Genomic DNA, 15,008 nt, shown 5'->3' on the forward strand with positions numbered 1-15,008 from the left:
GGCCGAACCCGACATCGAGGATCGTTTTGGCGAGCTGGTCCGAGGCGATCAGCAGGGCGTCGATGATGCCCACCCCGGCCGCCGATACCAAGGCGTTGATGAACAGCCCCTGAATGACCTGCGCAAGGGGTGCCCCCTTGCGCTGAATGATCATCCGGATGCCCTGGAACATCGTGAGCATCACGGCGATCAGAATGCCGATGCTCACCATCAGGCCGTGCAGGCTCAACGACCGTGTCTTGTCGTTGAATTCCGGGGTGTTGTCGTCCATCGCGGCCTTACGAGCCGCCTCCGGCGGGCCCAGCACACCGCTGTCCTTGACCTGTACGGAGTCGGTCATCAGCCACCAGCCCATGCCCGTCTTCATGAAGTCCCCGGCAAACTGCGCCATGCTCTTGGAGGCATCGCCCAAGATCGAGTTCGCCACGGCCTTGCCCGGCGCGGTCGCCGCGTCCACGGTCCCGCCCGCGACAATTTTCGGGGCGTCCTTCAGGCACTTCGCCGCCTTCTTGGCACTGCCGGAAGGGTCCAGGGGGTTGGGGATCAGCGACGACGCACAGTGCTTGGCCTGCCCCCACCAGTCCCAAGCGGGAAGAGCGCCCGGTACCGAGGCCGGTACCGCCCGGGGGGCGGCGACGGCCGGGGCAGCGAGCCCGGCCAGCAGGAACAGCGCGGCCAGCACAGCGGCCGCGCGCGCGTACATGCGGGTCATCGCCGGTCCCCTTCCTGAATCGCGGTCCAGCCGTCCGAGTTGAATTTCGCGCTGCCGATGTCGACCGGGTCGGGCAGCGTGTCCGGCTCGGCAGCGGGTGAGATCTTCCAGTCCGAGCCCTCCCACACCGCCTCAGTGGGGCTCACGACGAGGTTGGTTGCCTGCTTTTCCCCGGTGCCCGCGGCGTGCGTGACCCGCAGCAGTACCAGGATGTCCACCGTCGAGGTGTTCTTGATGTTCCACTGGACGCCGATGGGCCAGGCGTTGAGCGTGGCGCCCGCCGGCACCGGGCCGCTGGTGGGGATGCCCGCGTACTTGCGGTTGCCCTGCGCGCCGCTCTCAGCGTCCTGGGCCATCGAGTCGCGGACCGCGGCCGCCGCATAGGTGAGGATGCCCGCCTTGATCTGTGCCGGGTCGAAACTCCAGGCGTTGCGGGCCGAGGCCACGGCCATGGCGGCCGCACCCTCCGGCGTGCGGGCGAACCCGGTCGGCAGGTTCCCGGACTTGGCCGTTCCGGCAGGCAGAGCGACCGTTTTCGCGGGGGCGACGTACCCGCCCGGGTCGTCAACCACGGGCGAGGCCGAGGGCTGCGGGGCGGAGGCCTGCGGAGCCGGGGCCCCCTTGCTCTGGCCGTCCGACCCCCCGGTCAGGGCCATCACGACGACCAGGGCGACGAGCACCAGCACTATGGCGATGAGCACGACGAGCGCCCGGCGCATCCGGCGCCGGGCAGCCTCTTGCAGGTCCAGGGTCATGACTCAGCTCACGATCTGCGGCACGACACCGGCCGCCAGCGCGACGACGGACAGGCCCGCGACGGTCCACAGCAGGCCGCCGGCGCCCTCCGCCGACAGGTGCGAGCGGTTACGGCGACCGATCATCATCATCACGCCGCAGGAGATCAGGCCCAGGATGCCCGCGATGATGGCGACCCACTTTCCCCAACCGACCCACTGCGGGCCGACAGTCTCCATTCCCGGCGGCGCTTTCGGCGTGGAGTCGTACGGGTTGCCGCCCGGCGGCGGGCTCGCCGCGAGCGTGTGATGGGTCTTGTCGAGTACGTCCGAGGCGAACTGCACCCAGTGCGACATGAGTTGTGCTCCTCTTTCTCTCAGGCAGGCAATCCAAGGTCACGCCGCAGGCGGCTTGCGGCTTTCTGCACGTCCCTGTGCGCGAGTCCGTCGGCGGGGCTGTCGGCCTCGCGCAGCCGGACGAGGTAGGGCACGTGCACCACCCCCAACACCCGGGGCCGGATGGCCGTCAATCGATAAACGACGGGCTTCGGCAGCCGCAGCGGGGCATCCTGGACGATCACCAGGAACGGGCGGGGCACCTCCGGGTGCCACCGGCCGATCAGCCGGACCGCTTGCTGAAGCCCGAAACCGGTGGACCGGGCCACGACGAGCGGGGTGTAATTCAGTGGCAATCGCGAATCCGGGCCGGGCTCCATCGTCCCTGAACTTCCGTCAGGGTCCAGCCAATGGGTGACGGTCGAGGCGCCGGAACCGCCGTGGGCGGACATGACGTAGAAGGCGCGAGCGGTGGTCATCGGTTCGCCAACTCCCGTGCTCTGGAACATGATTTCACCCCCCATACTGTCTAGATCACAAGAGTGACGCTACCATGACTGACTGTCAACGCGCACTTATAAAAGTTGGGGTCCATGAGTCCATCCAGCGGAATGCCCACATTTCGCCCAGAGCGTTTGCGTGAGCAACGTGTTGCGGTCGGGTTGAGCTGCGAGCAACTGGCCATCTCGGCCGAGGTGAGCCCGGAAACGGTGCGCCGGGCCGAGTCCGGCCGCGGCCATCCCTCCGCCCGCGTGGTCGCTGCCCTCGCGGACGCCCTGGGGATGCCGGTGGACGAACTGGCCCCGCAGGAAGGCCCGGTGACGCTGCGCCAGCTACGCCAGCGGACCCAGCAGACCCAGCGCGCGGTAGCCGACCAGGTGGGGGTATCGAGTCAAATGGTCAGCAGAGTGGAGCAGGGGACGTACGGGGTCAAGGAGCCCGCCCGATGGGCGGCCGCCTACCGCGTCCCCGTCAGGCAGTGGAAGGCGGCATGGGCGGCCGGGCGAGAGGCACGGCGCCAACAGATCAGGTCACAGACGCGAAGTGACGGGGGGACAGAGTGAAAGCCGGATTCCTTGCGGCCGCCGCCGCGGCGGCCGCCGTACCACTGGCCGCTATCGGCCTCATCCTGGCGGCCGCCGGCGCGGGTGCGAGCGGACCGAGCTTAGGAGGAGCAGGGGGCGCAGGCCTGAAGCTCGCCGCGATGCCGGAGAGCGGGCGTATGTATGCGTCCTGGTACACCAAATCGGCACGGCAGTGCCCGCAGCTCACCCCGGCACTCCTGGCCGCGCAGGACTACCACGAGTCGAACTTTGACCCCACGATCGTGAGCCCGGCGGGGGCCGTCGGCATCGCCCAGTTCCTCCCCGGCACGTTCCAGACGTGGGGCGAGGACAGTGACGGTAACGGGATCGCGCGGCCCACCGACCCCGGCGACGCGATCATGGCGCAGGGAAAATTCATGTGCGACCTCATCGCCCGGGCCGAGAAGTCGGGATACAGCGGTACCCCCATCGAGCTCGCCCTAGCCGGGTACAACGCCGGGTGGGGCAACGTCATCAAGTTCCACGGCGTCCCGCCCGCCTCATGGGCAGGCAGCGAGACGTACACCTACGTACACGAGATCATCGAGACCGCACAGAAGTGGAGCGCGGCCGCGGGGATTTCGGGACTCGGCACCGGCAGCGGCCCCGACGCCGTACGCCGCGCCGCCACCCAACTAGGCCTCCCCTACTCCTGGGGAGGCGGCAGCCCCGAAGGCCCCGGCCGCGGTTTCTGCGACGGAACCAACGGCTACTCGGGCGGATCTTGCTCCGCGAGCGTCACCGTCGGGTGGGACTGTTCCAGCCTCACCCAGTACGCATGGTGGCCCAGCCTGAAACTGCCCCGCACCGCAGCCGACCAGTACGCCGCCACCGCCAGCCGCCCCGTCACCCGGGACGCGTTGCAGCCCGGTGACCTGCTGTTCTGGTCGAAGGGCGGCCCCGGCGCGATCTATCACGTCGCCCTCTACGCGGGCAACGGGCAGATCCTCAGCGCCCCGCGTACTGGAAAAAATGTCGAGCTCGCTGATATGGACAAGGCGATGCCATCGTCCGAGTACGTCGGGGCCACCCGGCCCGGCTCATAGCCCCGACTCCCCCACCGGTCCGCGTGTACACGCGAATTGGTGCCACGGGACCGGACGAGAACACAGAGAAGGGGCCCGCCGTCGAGGAGACGGCGAGCCCCTTCGTGGTGCCGCAGGTCAGGCCAGAGCGCCGAACTCGGCGCGGCGGTCGACGTACACCGCGACGCAGCACCCGTCATGGTTCTCGTCCTGGCAGCCGTCACCCGGCACGCCGTTCAGCGCAGCGGCCAACGCCACCAGGTCGTCAACGGGCGGTACCGGCACGGGAGCCGGTACCGGAGCAGGCTCCAACGCGGCGGCCGACTCGACCACCGGCGCCGGCAGCACCGCCCAGCCGTCCGCCGGTTGCTCCGGCAGGACCGCCCAACCAGCCACCCCGCCGACGCCCCGCGACACACCCCGAGAGTCACGTACTACAGTCACGACAGATCCTCCATAGCGGATCGAGGCCCACGGCGACGGGACGCATACCCAGCCGCAGGCCGAACCTGAGGGGTCGGGCCCGCAATGCCCGGCCCCTCTCTTGTGGCCCATCCTGGAGTCAATCCGACTTGGAGTCAAGGAACCTTGGAACCAAGTCCCCAACGTGTCATCATGTGTCTTGCCGTACCAGCCTGTTTGTTGGGTCTATGGTTCCAAGTGGTCAAGGGCGATTGGGCCCAAGCTGTCAAGGTAGAGAGGTGAAAAGGTGCCAAGGCCACGGATGCGGGACCGAACGAAGAAGATCACTTACGTCAACCAGAAGGGGGGAGTGGGCAAGTCCCTGTTCAGCCTGTTCGCGTCCGCCAGCGCAGCGGAGGAGGGCGCGCGGGTACTGCTCAGGGATTTGGACCCGCAGGCCAACGTCACGATGGCGCTTGCCCTCCAAGAGGTCGAGTTCACGATGAACGACCTGTTGAAGCCGAACGACGACGGCGAAGTTGTCGAGGGAGCGTTGGCGAGCGCCATCCGCCCAGCGGGGAAGCAATGGCCCAACGGGCTCTACGGCGTTGCCGCCGACCTGGCGTTGGCGGCACGCGAGGGCGACGCCGGCCCCGAGGTCCAGGTTCCCCGGGAACGCCGCCTACAGATCGTCAGCGAAGGCGCGACCGACGCGTTCGACCTGGTGGCGACGGACTGCCCGCCATCCGTTGGACAGCTCACCATCAACGCCCTCATTGACAGCGACGTGGTGTTCATCGTGACCGCCCCGGAACTCTGGCCGATTCAGGGAGTCCACCAGGCTGTCCGCACCATCAAGCGCGTTCAGAAGTACTACAACCCCGACCTGGAGTTCGGCGGGATCTACATCAACCGCTATTACGAGGGGCGCGTGGAGTCCACAGCCCGGACCCAGGAGCTCCGAGACCAGTACGGGGACCTTGTGAAGGAGCCCATCGTTCCCGACATCGAGGCCATCCGCCGTGCAGTCGGCGCCATCACCCCGCTTTCGGCCTACGGGCCCGAGGCCAAGCCCGCAGCCCAGCTCTTCCGCCAGATCGCGACCGAGCACCTCAAGAGCTGACCAGAGAGAGGAACTTTCACCCCGTGTCCGCCAAGCCGCCGCCCGTGTCCGCCCCCGTCCCTCCAGACGACGACGAGTCCGCGGACGACTGGACGCCGCCAGTCAATGCGCCGAAGCCTCAGAAGGCCAGTGACGGCCACCCTGTCGGCCGGGACGAGGACGGGTCCAAGGAACCAAGGGGGCAAGGGCACAAGGCGACAAGAAGGCAAGACGCCAAGGAGTCACCGGAGGATGAGCAGGAAACTGCACATCAGAAGCCAACTGCCCGTTCGTCTCGACGTGCAACAAAGACCCAAGGCGACAAGGAACCAAGGGACCAAGGGACCAACTACCCGTCATGGGAGCGGCCCAAGCTGGGGACCCGGGTCGATCCTTGGCTGAAGCAGGCATTGAAGATCGCAGCGGCGATCGAGACGCGGCCAGAAGAACAGTTGGTCGCCGATGCCCTGATCTCGTACCTCTACCACCGCCACGCCGCCACCGTCGCGCAAGTACGCAACGCGCACGGCATCGCCGACGGCCAGTGACACAGAAAGGCCCCGGGTGCCTACCACAGCGAAACCCCGGGGCCTCCCGAACCACGAGGAGAGAACTCCCCATGCAGCACCACGTTAAGGCCACAGAACACCGGCAGATGACACGGTCCGTCAGTCTGGCCGGAACCCTGGGGGAGAGCGCCTGATGAACGCCACTCTCCAACTTGCCGAGTTGGCCGGGCACTCTTTCGTGACCGTCACCGCCGCGTCCATCCTGGCTGTGGCCGTCGGTGCAATCGCGGTCAAGCGCTACCGCAGCGCCAGAGCCAGCACGGGCCAGGCCGACGACAGCACGAGCCGGACCGCCGAGACGACCGAGAAGGCGACCCGACGCCGGAAAATTTCGGCGGGGACTCTTGCCGCAATTATCGCGTTCGTCGTCTGTACCAGCGTCAGCCTGAACACCTCGTACAGGTTCACCGGGGACGTGAACGGGCTGAACATGACGAGCGGTGTGGAGCGCTTCCTAGCGTGTGCGGCGTACGAGAGCCTTATGGCCATGTGCGTGCTGGGTGCCCGCGAGCGCCTGGCCTCCGAGGAGGACCGCAGCGGAGGTTGGTACGGGAGCGCCGTATGGGCTTTCGCCGCGTTGTCGTCCATTCCCGCGTGGGTCGAGGGCGACGGACTGACGGCCGCGACGCTCGTACGCATCATCGTCGGCAGTTTCGGCGCCGCCCTGGCCGCCCACTCGGCACTCGGCCTTGAGCTGCGGCACCGTACGGGCGATGAGTCGCAGACCGCCACGGCCCAGATCATGCGGGACCTGCGCGAGCGCATGATGGCCCGTCTCGGCCTGGCCCATCGTGCCCGCACGGCTCAGGAGATCGCCCGGGACCGCGCGTTGGACAGGGCCGTGGACCTGGCCGACAAGTACGACCGGTTGGCGGACAAGGGCAAGCGCAGGGCCTCGCGGATTGCCAAGCGCCTGGCGGAGGCCCAGGACCGGGCCGGAGTCGCCACCGACGAGGGACAGCGCGATCTCTATCGTGTCCGGGTGGCACAGCGCCGGTACGCCACCCAGCTCGACATCACCGAGGCCGAGTCTCCGTGGAACCAGCCCGCCGCAGCCGACGAGGACGAGTACGCCCGTGCCGTCGAGACGCTGGAGCGGCACACCCGGCACATGGAGGACCTGGCCGACGAGGCCGAGGCCGCCGTGGTGGCACAAGTAGGCACACCGGCACAGGCACACGGAGGCACACCGTTGCCCCTGCCGTGTGCCGAGGAGGTTGTAGAGGCAGACGACGAGCCCGCCGACTGCATCGAGCACGAGGACGAGGCACAGCCCCAGCCCGTCCTGACGTCCGTGGCGGCACAGACCGGCACATCCACCATCACGGCCCGTGTGCCGCACCAGGCAGACGAGGAACACGACCGGGACCGGGAGCCCCAGCCGCTCCGGGACCTGCGCAGCTACCCCACCAAGCGGGCCGCGCTCGAAGCGCTCTACGCCGCGCGAATCCCTGACGACGACCAGCGGAACACCAACGCCATCACCGAGGCCCTGCTGGGCGAGCTCGCCGCGAAGGGCATCACCCTCAGTCGGCCCACCGCCCACCGATACATCAGCGACCTGCGACCCCAGGCACACGACGACGCGGCCGACACCGAGGCACACGAGAGCGTCGAGGATGGCGCGTTGGCCCACGCGTGACCCAGCCCTGAATCCGGGGCACAGGCACACAGCCTGTGCCCCGGCACACCCAGCGGCACACCGATGTGCCGACCCAGACCGCAGGGGGAGCGATGGACAGCACCACCAGCACAGCACAGGGAAACGACCGGCACGGATCAACGCCCCGTGCCCTTGCCCCAGTACCGGCCCCGCGCGCAGCGGAGTTAGGCGAGCGCCTGGCCGACGCCGAGGCCCGCGTAAGCCGCGCGCTCGACACCCGGGCCGCCATCGAGGCGGCACAGGCCGAGACCGAGACAGCACGACGCGACGCGACAGCAGCACGGAACGAAGCGACGCGGGCCGAAGCCGAAGCCGAGGCGGCACACCGCGAAGCCGACGCAGCGCAGCAGGCGGCACACGTCGCCCACGCCAAGGCACAGGCGGCACACGCCGAGGCGGTAGAGCTCCGGAGCCAGTTCACCGACGAGCGGGCGGCACGCAAGGAAGCCGAGGGGGCGCGTGCCGTTGCGGTGCAGCTCGCCGAGCAGGCACAGCACACCGCCCAGACGGCACACGCCGAAGCCGGCGCCCTGCGCGCGCAGCTCGCCGACCTCCGCCGCGAGCTGGACGCCGAGCGCCAGGAACGCCAACGTGCCGAGCATGACGCCCGGACGGCACAAGCGGCCATCGAGCGGGCCGAGGGGGCGCGTGCCGTTGCGGTGCAGCTCGCCGAGCAGGCACAGCACACCGCCCAGACGGCACACGCCGAAGCCGGCGCCCTGCGCGCGCAGCTCGCCGACCTCCGCCGTGCCGTCGAAGAGGCACAACACGCCGTCGAGTCGGCACACGCGGAGACCGAGGAGGCACACGAGGAGACCCGCGCGGCGCGTGCCGAGGCACAGACGGCACAGGATGAGACGGAGGCCCTGCGTGTTCAGCTCGCCGAGCAGGCACAGCGAGCCGATGCGGAGGCACACGAGCAGGGCCCGGAGGCACACCAGGAGCCTGCCAGCCCCGCCAAGCCGTCCAGGGGCGGCACACGGTCGGCGAAGCGCGTGCAGCCCAAGCGCCAGAGCCGACGCCGCCGTTGATGGGTGATCAGCCCCGGGCACGACGAAGGGGCCGCCCAGTTGGGCGGCCCCTTCAGTGCGCTCGTGGTTCAGACCGTCGGCGGAGTGAACTCACCTTTGCCGGCGCCGTCGAGGAAACAGGCCCAGACGTGCCGAGTGACGACGAACGGCGGGTTGCCGAGGTCTTCGTTGTCGCGCAGGGCAACCCGGCCGTCGGGCAGGTAGGCGACCTCCAGGCAACCGCCGTTGGCCGAACTCGCGGAGCTCGTGAACCAGTCAAGGTCTGACAGGAAGTCGGGCGAGGGGCGCCCGTTGGTGCTGGTCATTACGTCTCCTTCGCGGCGTCACGCAGGAACGCCACTGTTTCCTCAGGATCAAGGGCCATCGCCCTCAGCAAATCGAATGTGCTCGTGAACTTGCGGACGTCCGCCTTTTTCTCCAGGTACAGATTTCCGGCGGGCGAGTCGATGTAGACGACCGGAGGCTCTGCCTCGAATTCGAGCATCGAGAAGGCCCCGCCGAGGCCCGGGTGAGCCCCCTTGCTCGCTGGGACGATCTGCAAGGTCACGTTGGGCCAGGCCTGGGCCTCGATGAGGTGGAGGAGTTGGGCGCGCATCACCTCAGCGCCGCCAACCGGCCGCCGGATTGCGGCCTCATCCAGGATGGCCCAGAACTCCAGGGGACTGCGGCCCGAGCTGCGGGTGAGCAGTTCCTGACGCTTCGTGCGGACTGCCACCATGTCGTCAATGTCGGCCGCTGGGGTGCTGGGCGAAGCGCGGATGATCTCGCGGGCGTAGTCGGGTGTCTGGAGTAGCCCGTGGACGAGGACCGTTTCCCAGGCCCGTTCGGCGAGGGCGTCCGTCTCCAGGCCGAAGTACACCTCAAGCCCTGAGGGCAGGACTTCGCGGTACTGGTCCCACCATCCCGGCTGCCGTGAGTCGCTCAGCATGCCGATGAGCATCTGTACTTGGCGTTCGTCCTGGACGCCGTATAGCTCGCAGAGCGCTTCGATTTCCTGCGGCTTGGGGACTACGCGCCCCTTGCCGGTCTCCATCCGGCTCATGCGGGTCGACGAGGTGCCCAGGTGGGCCGCCACGTCCTCGATGGTCAGGTTCTTGAGGGTGCGGAGTCGGCGGAGTTCGGCACCGAGCTGCCGCCGGTTGACCGTCGGCGTCTTCGGCTCAGGTGTGGTCACGCGCCGTCCCCCTTTCCGTCGACGTGGCTGCGCACTTGCCTGGGACCAGTCTGCCGCACCAGCCCGACGAGCTGCACACATGGTGGTCTCCCTCGCTGAATATTCCCCGAGCAGTTGACGAATGTGCCGTGCACTGTCTGCGCACTTGCGCAGAAGGTGCGCACGGCGCCACTCTAGGGGCAGCCGGACACGTGAGGTAGCGGCCGGATCACAGTCAGTTGATCAACGGTCGCGCTCGACATCGGAGATCCCATGCAGTCGTCAGCGCAGATCGATCTACGCCGAATCGTGCTGGACCTGGCCGCGATAACGCCTGATCAGGACGTACGGCTGCAAGGGCACCGATGTGTTTCCTGCGGTGGGGGAGGCCGCTTGCGCGACGGCGGATTCGTCTACACCGAGAGCGAGAGCGGCGGGCGTCTCGGGTGGGCCGTGAAGGTCTGCGCCCGCTGCCCCGTGACGGTGCGAGGTGGGCAGTCGTGAACTCTTCGCACCGCAGCCTGACTTGGACCGCCGCGGGCGCTCCCGGCATCGAGGTACGCCGCCGGTGGAACGCCGGGCAGGAGACGGACCTACCGATCGGCCTCGCACCGTGGGAAATCCTGCGGGTCACCACACCCGTCGCCGTCGAGGCCCTGGCCCGAATGCGGGCCCGCGCGGTGCCTCTCGGCCCAGTGCTCAACAACCCGCCGCGGCGCACGGTCGAGATCCTCGTACCCAGCGGCACAGCCGCCGCCTGGCCCGCACTGCCCGGCACCCGGTGCGTCGAGCGCGGCCTGATCCGCTGCCCGCCGCCGCACATCACCGCTGTCTGCGGCCGCCGCACGGCCCGGTACTGGATTATTCCGCCCGGCCCCACGGTCCCTGAGACCACCGACAGCGATGCACTGTGCGAAGCCGTCACCGAGGCCATCGCCCACGCCGCGCGTCCCTTTCTCCCCATCAGCCCCAGGAGGGCCGCGCGGTGACCTTCGACCAGCTTCGGCCCGTCCCTGCCACCGGGCAGCACACCCACCAGCCGGGACCCGGCGAGGGGTTGCAGGCGCTGTACACGCTGCCCGGCCGGGACCTCACCACCCCCGGCACCGCCCGGCGCCTCGTCGGCGCCGAGCTCGCCGACTGGGGCATCCCCGCCGAGAGCCGGGAGACGCTGGAGCAGATCACCGCGGAACTGGCCGCGAACGCGGTCGAGCACGCCCCCGGCGACCGCATCACCGTCCACCTGGCCTACGTGCCGCACACCGTCACGCTCACCGTGACGGGCACCGACGCCGCCCCCGCGCACCTCAGCGCCCGCCAGGCCGACGTCACCGACGAACGCGGCCGCGGCCTGTTCCTGGTCGAGGCCCTGGCCACCGACTGGGGATGCCACACCGCCCCGCGGGCCGGGGTGTGGGCCCGTCTCGACCTCCACCAGCCCACAGACAAAGGGGCGACGGCAGTGTCTGCGACAGCGACAGCCACCAGCAGCGACCCGGACGAACCGGCATCCGCCGGTACGACCGTGGACGACGCGGCGGAGTTGGCCGCCCTGATAGAGGCGGGCGGGTTCTGGCGCCTCACCCCGGAATGGTGGCCGCGCAGTTTCGAGGCCCGCCCCGGCGCCGAGACGCTGCGCGCCGTCGAGGCGGGACTGAAACGGCTGATCTCATGACCGCCCGGAAACCCTCACGCGAGCGTCCGGCCACGCCACAGGACCCCCAAGGCCTCCCGCCCGGGTACCTGTGCGGTCTGTGCGCCGGGAACGAGAGCGTGTGGTGTCCCGACTGTTGCGGCTACACGGGATGTTCCACATGCCGACGCACCGGCAAGGTCCCGTGCCGCTGCGTCGGCGGCACCCGGGCGGAGCGCATCCAGTGGTGAGGAGAACCCCGGCACGGGAGCGCTCGCCCCCCTGAACCGCCCGGACCGCCCCCAGAGCGGTACTCCGGGCGCCTCTGGCCGTCCGGCGTTCGGGACGGCCAGGGCAACGGGCCACCAGGCCCCCACCCGCACGAACCCGAGCCATACAGGAAGGAATTCGCCGTGAATGGAGTGCTAGCCACTCCCGCCGCGCCCCCAACTCCCGCTTGGATCAATGGGATTGAGGACGCGGCGGGCCACTACGATGCGGCCATGCCCGCCGATGCTGATTCGACGCCCCGGCGCCCGCCCTCCAACCCCCCGCCCGGGCGGCCCCCGTCCGGCCCCACCGGCCCTGACAAAAACCCGCCGGTCCCGCCGAACCCCCCCTTCGCGCACGCCGAGCTGCGGGTAGGGCGCCGCCCCTACAGCGAGCTCCCCGAGCCCGTCCGCCAGGCGGTTGAGGTCCAAGTGGGGGCCGACTGCCCGCACACCGACATGGTCACGGGAGACAGTTCCGGTGTCGCGGTTCTGTTCTTCCTGCCGGACGGCCAAAAGGTCTTTGTCAAAGGCCTGCCCGCCGACCACGAGCGCGCTCCCGAGCTGGAGGCGGAGGCCACGGTAAACCCCCTCCTGCCCTCCGCGTTCGCCCCCCGGCTGCTGTGGGACCTGTCCGCCGGCGGCTGGCGGTTGCTGGGGTTCCAGGGCGTGACTGCCTCCCCCTGGTCGGACTTCACGGCTGACAGCAGCCATCTGGAGCCCGTCGCCGCCGTGCTTCGGGAACTGAGCACGCTGCCCGCGCCGGACATCGCCCTGATGACCCCATGGGACCGGTGGGGCTCTTACTGCGACCCCGACGATGAGCCCCTCCTGACCGGGCCCAATCTCCTCCACACCGACCCTGTCTCCGCGAACTTCCTTGTGGAGGGCGACGGTTTCCGGGCCTGGCTCATCGACTGGGCATGGGCGGCACGAGGACCCGGATGGATCGACGCGGCTCTGTGGGGCCTGCGGCTCGTGGTGGACGGACAGCAGACCCCCGAGCAGGCCAGAGCATGGGCCCTGACCATTCCGGCGTTCGCCGAGGCGCCCCCCGACGGGGTACGCGTCCTCACCGGGGCCGAGGCCCGATCCTGGGAGCACTGGCAGGCACAGGGCGCCACAGGGCTTGACCGCACCATCAGGGGCGCCCGCCTCTGGGCCTCCCTCTGGGCCTGAGCCACAACCGCGCCGGCCGGTACCCCCGTCACCGACCGGCACCCCCAGCGCCACCGTCCCGGAGCAGAACTCCGGGACGGTGGCGCTGCCCGTTCCCCACCCCAGCACTCCGGCGACCGGGAACGGCCGATGCCCCGGCTCCCTTGCCTGGCCCCTCCCCAGCGCCCAGGCCAGCGGCGTACGGTGGAGATACGACGTGACGGAGGACCCGACGATGAGCGCACTGCCCCACGAGCCCGCCCCGCGGCCCTACGCCGACCCCCACCGGGTCGAGGCGCACGAAGGGCCCCAGACGCTCGCCGAGCTGCGGGCCGCGCTCGCCGTCGCCGATCCCACGGGTACCGAGTTGGTGAAGTTCAACGCGAAGTACGACACCGCGGTTTTCGGCAGCGCACAGGCCGCCGTACTCTCCGACGCCCGCCGAGTGCTCGCCCTGCGTACCCGGCCCGAGGTCCAGGCCGCCATCGCGGCCTCCCTCGCCGGAGCTGAGCGGTCGGCTCCCGTCGGCGACCTGTGGGCGTACCTGGAGCGCCGGGACGCCGCCGAGTGACCAACTGGACCGTGGTCGTGCCCCCACGGCTGTACGAGGAGTTCGCACAGATCAGCCCAGGGGGCCGACGGGCCGTTCACGACGTGCTCGACCAGCTCGCCGCCGACCCGCGCCCCCCGTCGAGCACCACCGAACCCATCACCAGCGCCGAACTTCGACGCATCGACACCGCGCCGGCCGCCGACACCGGCGACCGCATCACCCTGCTCTACCGGGTCGAGGACCCCGAGGGGGACGAGCCAGGATTGGTGTCCGTGATCTACGTGCTACACGGCCCCTGACCAGCACCGATTTCCGCGCATGGGCATTCAGCTAGCTGAACCGATCAGCACGGCGCACGGTGGATCTATGGACACCGCGCCCATCGTCGTACACCGCTCCCGGGGCACGGGCGGGCGGCGCGTCACCATACGGGGCAAGATCATCGGTCTGGCTTTCAATGACCGCGATCTAGTGGAGTTCCTGCGGCAAAGTGGCCTCGATGAGACCGACGCCGAGCAGCTCGTCGACAGCGACTCGCAGATGATCGAGTGGCGCGGAGGCGACCGGCACCACTACGGGTGACCGGGCCTCGCTGTAGCCCGGCGCGGCCGCCGGCGGCGACGCGCTGAATGATGGGCGGCATGACACCTCGCCCCGCCCTCTACCGGGTCCGGCTCACCTTTGTGCCGGGCGGCCCGGCCGTGACCGGCTACTGGGCCGACCCCAGCACCGCCGAGCGCAAGATGCGGGAGGACATTGGCACCTACGGCAGTCACCCGACCGTGCGCATCACGCTCGACGAAGAGCGGGCCGACGGGAGTTGGGCGACCCTGGCGGAGTGGACGCGGGACGGGGGCGAACGGCGGACCGCGTGATGAGCGGCCGCCAGGGGCTCGCGGCGTCGAGTCTTTCGCGTGCACATGCGAATGCGTCCCGAAAACGGCCCACTTCGGGACGGCCCGGAGCGATCACCGACACACCGCACCAACCCGTCCCGAAACCCGTCCCGAAAATCCAGCCTGCCACTGGCAATCGGGACAGGGTTACGGGACACTGGTCCGGAGTCGCTGCGCTTGCAGCGATGAACGGATTCCCGCGGCCGCCTGACGGGCCGCCAGAGAGGACGGGCCGATGCGTGAGGACTTCTGGACGCTGAGCGTGATGTATGAGGCAGACGGCGTACAGCGGTTCCGCACCATCGACGGCACCCGTGCCCCTGCACCGGGGGACACTCGGCAGCTGCTCTATCGCGAGGCCTGCCTGACCGCTGTCCACGACTACGGCGTGCCGCAGCGCGGCTTCACGGTGCTGTCCTTCATCACGGCCCCGAACGCGCCCGAGTCGCACCGTGAGCACTTCTGGTACCTGACCGTGCTCTACGCGAAGCAGGGCAGAGAGGCGACGGTGACCATCGACGGCCTGTTTACCCCGATGCCCCAGGACACCCGCCGAGGCATGTACCGCCACGCATGCACGCTGGCTGAGAAGGACAACGGCGTTCCGCCCGAGTACAGCGTGCTCGCCTTCGACCTGGCCCCCAACGCGCTCGCCTAGGCATTGCCAGCCCCATTAGAACGAACTGG

General features: G+C 69.4%; 21 protein-coding genes. 13 read left to right on the forward strand and 8 right to left on the reverse strand.

The features are described from left to right. The 4 genes from ACSHXC_RS43175 to ACSHXC_RS43190 all read right to left on the reverse strand — a co-directional run. A partial coding sequence (locus tag ACSHXC_RS43175; protein ID WP_438297851.1) for a hypothetical protein occupies window positions 1–712 on the reverse strand: 712 nt, incomplete at its 3' end. After that, the gene (locus ACSHXC_RS43180; protein WP_438297853.1) at window positions 709–1,467 is read right to left on the reverse strand and encodes a hypothetical protein; all 759 of its coding nucleotides are present in this window, start codon (window positions 1,465–1,467) and stop codon (window positions 709–711) included. The genes ACSHXC_RS43180 and ACSHXC_RS43175, both read right to left, overlap by 4 nt. 3 nt (window positions 1,468–1,470) lie before the next feature. Then, window positions 1,471–1,803 (reverse strand): hypothetical protein, encoded by a 333-nt coding sequence (locus tag ACSHXC_RS43185; protein WP_438297854.1) that lies wholly within the window; start codon window positions 1,801–1,803, stop codon window positions 1,471–1,473. Window positions 1,804–1,823: 20 nt separating this feature from the next. After that, window positions 1,824–2,261 (reverse strand): hypothetical protein, encoded by a 438-nt coding sequence (locus ACSHXC_RS43190; RefSeq protein ID WP_438297855.1) that lies wholly within the window; start codon window positions 2,259–2,261, stop codon window positions 1,824–1,826. A 156-nt stretch (window positions 2,262–2,417) separates the two neighbouring features. Here ACSHXC_RS43190 and ACSHXC_RS43195 point away from each other — a divergent pair, with 156 nt between their 5' ends. Further along, window positions 2,418–2,846 carry a helix-turn-helix domain-containing protein gene (locus tag ACSHXC_RS43195; protein WP_438297857.1) on the forward strand — a complete coding sequence of 143 codons (429 nt, stop codon included), beginning with the start codon at window positions 2,418–2,420 and terminating at the stop codon, window positions 2,844–2,846. After that, the gene (locus tag ACSHXC_RS43200) at window positions 2,843–3,913 is read left to right on the forward strand and encodes an NlpC/P60 family protein (RefSeq protein WP_438297858.1); all 1,071 of its coding nucleotides are present in this window, start codon (window positions 2,843–2,845) and stop codon (window positions 3,911–3,913) included. Before ACSHXC_RS43195 ends, ACSHXC_RS43200 begins: the two co-directional genes overlap by 4 nt. Before the next feature lie 117 nt (window positions 3,914–4,030). Here ACSHXC_RS43200 and ACSHXC_RS43205 read toward each other — a convergent pair whose 3' ends face one another. Then, window positions 4,031–4,336, reverse strand: coding sequence for a hypothetical protein (locus tag ACSHXC_RS43205; protein WP_438297860.1), 306 nt, complete (start codon window positions 4,334–4,336; stop codon window positions 4,031–4,033). Window positions 4,337–4,616: 280 nt separating this feature from the next. Here ACSHXC_RS43205 and ACSHXC_RS43210 point away from each other — a divergent pair, with 280 nt between their 5' ends. The 3 genes from ACSHXC_RS43210 (at window position 4,617) to ACSHXC_RS43220 (ending at window position 7,607) form a co-directional block, all read left to right on the forward strand. Then, the gene (locus tag ACSHXC_RS43210; RefSeq protein ID WP_438297862.1) at window positions 4,617–5,417 is read left to right on the forward strand and encodes a ParA family protein; all 801 of its coding nucleotides are present in this window, start codon (window positions 4,617–4,619) and stop codon (window positions 5,415–5,417) included. A gap of 23 nt (window positions 5,418–5,440) precedes the next feature. Beyond that, a complete protein-coding gene (locus tag ACSHXC_RS43215; RefSeq protein ID WP_438297863.1) occupies window positions 5,441–5,944 on the forward strand; it encodes a hypothetical protein in 504 nt (167 codons plus the stop codon). A 154-nt stretch (window positions 5,945–6,098) separates the two neighbouring features. Then, window positions 6,099–7,607, forward strand: coding sequence for a hypothetical protein (locus ACSHXC_RS43220; protein WP_438297865.1), 1,509 nt, complete (start codon window positions 6,099–6,101; stop codon window positions 7,605–7,607). 185 nt (window positions 7,608–7,792) lie between these two features. Here ACSHXC_RS43220 and ACSHXC_RS43225 read toward each other — a convergent pair whose 3' ends face one another. The 3 genes from ACSHXC_RS43225 to ACSHXC_RS43235 form a co-directional block, all read right to left on the reverse strand. Continuing rightward, complete coding sequence (locus tag ACSHXC_RS43225) at window positions 7,793–8,566, reverse strand: hypothetical protein (RefSeq protein ID WP_438297867.1); 774 nt, start codon at window positions 8,564–8,566, stop codon at window positions 7,793–7,795. Between the two features lie 161 nt (window positions 8,567–8,727). Continuing rightward, entirely contained in the window at window positions 8,728–8,964 is a 237-nt protein-coding gene (locus tag ACSHXC_RS43230; RefSeq protein ID WP_438297869.1) for a DUF397 domain-containing protein, read from the reverse strand. Then, the gene (locus ACSHXC_RS43235; protein WP_438297870.1) at window positions 8,964–9,833 is read right to left on the reverse strand and encodes a helix-turn-helix domain-containing protein; all 870 of its coding nucleotides are present in this window, start codon (window positions 9,831–9,833) and stop codon (window positions 8,964–8,966) included. Before ACSHXC_RS43235 ends, ACSHXC_RS43230 begins: the two co-directional genes overlap by 1 nt. A gap of 479 nt (window positions 9,834–10,312) precedes the next feature. Here ACSHXC_RS43235 and ACSHXC_RS43240 point away from each other — a divergent pair, with 479 nt between their 5' ends. The 8 genes from ACSHXC_RS43240 (at window position 10,313) to ACSHXC_RS43275 (ending at window position 14,979) form a co-directional block, all read left to right on the forward strand. Next, a complete protein-coding gene (locus ACSHXC_RS43240; RefSeq protein WP_438297871.1) occupies window positions 10,313–10,801 on the forward strand; it encodes a hypothetical protein in 489 nt (162 codons plus the stop codon). Next, window positions 10,798–11,487 carry an ATP-binding protein gene (locus tag ACSHXC_RS43245; RefSeq protein ID WP_438297872.1) on the forward strand — a complete coding sequence of 230 codons (690 nt, stop codon included), beginning with the start codon at window positions 10,798–10,800 and terminating at the stop codon, window positions 11,485–11,487. The genes ACSHXC_RS43240 and ACSHXC_RS43245 overlap by 4 nt, the downstream gene beginning before the upstream one ends. Window positions 11,488–11,948: 461 nt before the next feature. Next, entirely contained in the window at window positions 11,949–12,893 is a 945-nt protein-coding gene (locus ACSHXC_RS43250) for an aminoglycoside phosphotransferase (RefSeq protein WP_438297874.1), read from the forward strand. A gap of 214 nt (window positions 12,894–13,107) precedes the next feature. Then, the gene (locus ACSHXC_RS43255) at window positions 13,108–13,443 is read left to right on the forward strand and encodes a hypothetical protein (protein ID WP_438297876.1); all 336 of its coding nucleotides are present in this window, start codon (window positions 13,108–13,110) and stop codon (window positions 13,441–13,443) included. Continuing rightward, window positions 13,440–13,724, forward strand: a complete 285-nt coding sequence (locus ACSHXC_RS43260; protein ID WP_438297878.1) for a type II toxin-antitoxin system RelE family toxin — start codon at window positions 13,440–13,442, stop codon at window positions 13,722–13,724. Before ACSHXC_RS43255 ends, ACSHXC_RS43260 begins: the two co-directional genes overlap by 4 nt. 67 nt (window positions 13,725–13,791) lie before the next feature. Next, entirely contained in the window at window positions 13,792–14,007 is a 216-nt protein-coding gene (locus ACSHXC_RS43265; protein ID WP_438297880.1) for a hypothetical protein, read from the forward strand. Between the two features lie 59 nt (window positions 14,008–14,066). Further along, window positions 14,067–14,300, forward strand: a complete 234-nt coding sequence (locus tag ACSHXC_RS43270; RefSeq protein WP_438297882.1) for a hypothetical protein — start codon at window positions 14,067–14,069, stop codon at window positions 14,298–14,300. Window positions 14,301–14,556: 256 nt separating this feature from the next. Continuing rightward, complete coding sequence (locus ACSHXC_RS43275) at window positions 14,557–14,979, forward strand: hypothetical protein (RefSeq protein ID WP_438297884.1); 423 nt, start codon at window positions 14,557–14,559, stop codon at window positions 14,977–14,979. The last annotated feature ends 29 nt before the right edge of the window (window positions 14,980–15,008 follow it).

Source organism: Streptomyces sp. HUAS TT7, assembly GCF_051550175.1.
Taxonomy (GTDB): domain Bacteria; phylum Actinomycetota; class Actinomycetes; order Streptomycetales; family Streptomycetaceae; genus Streptomyces.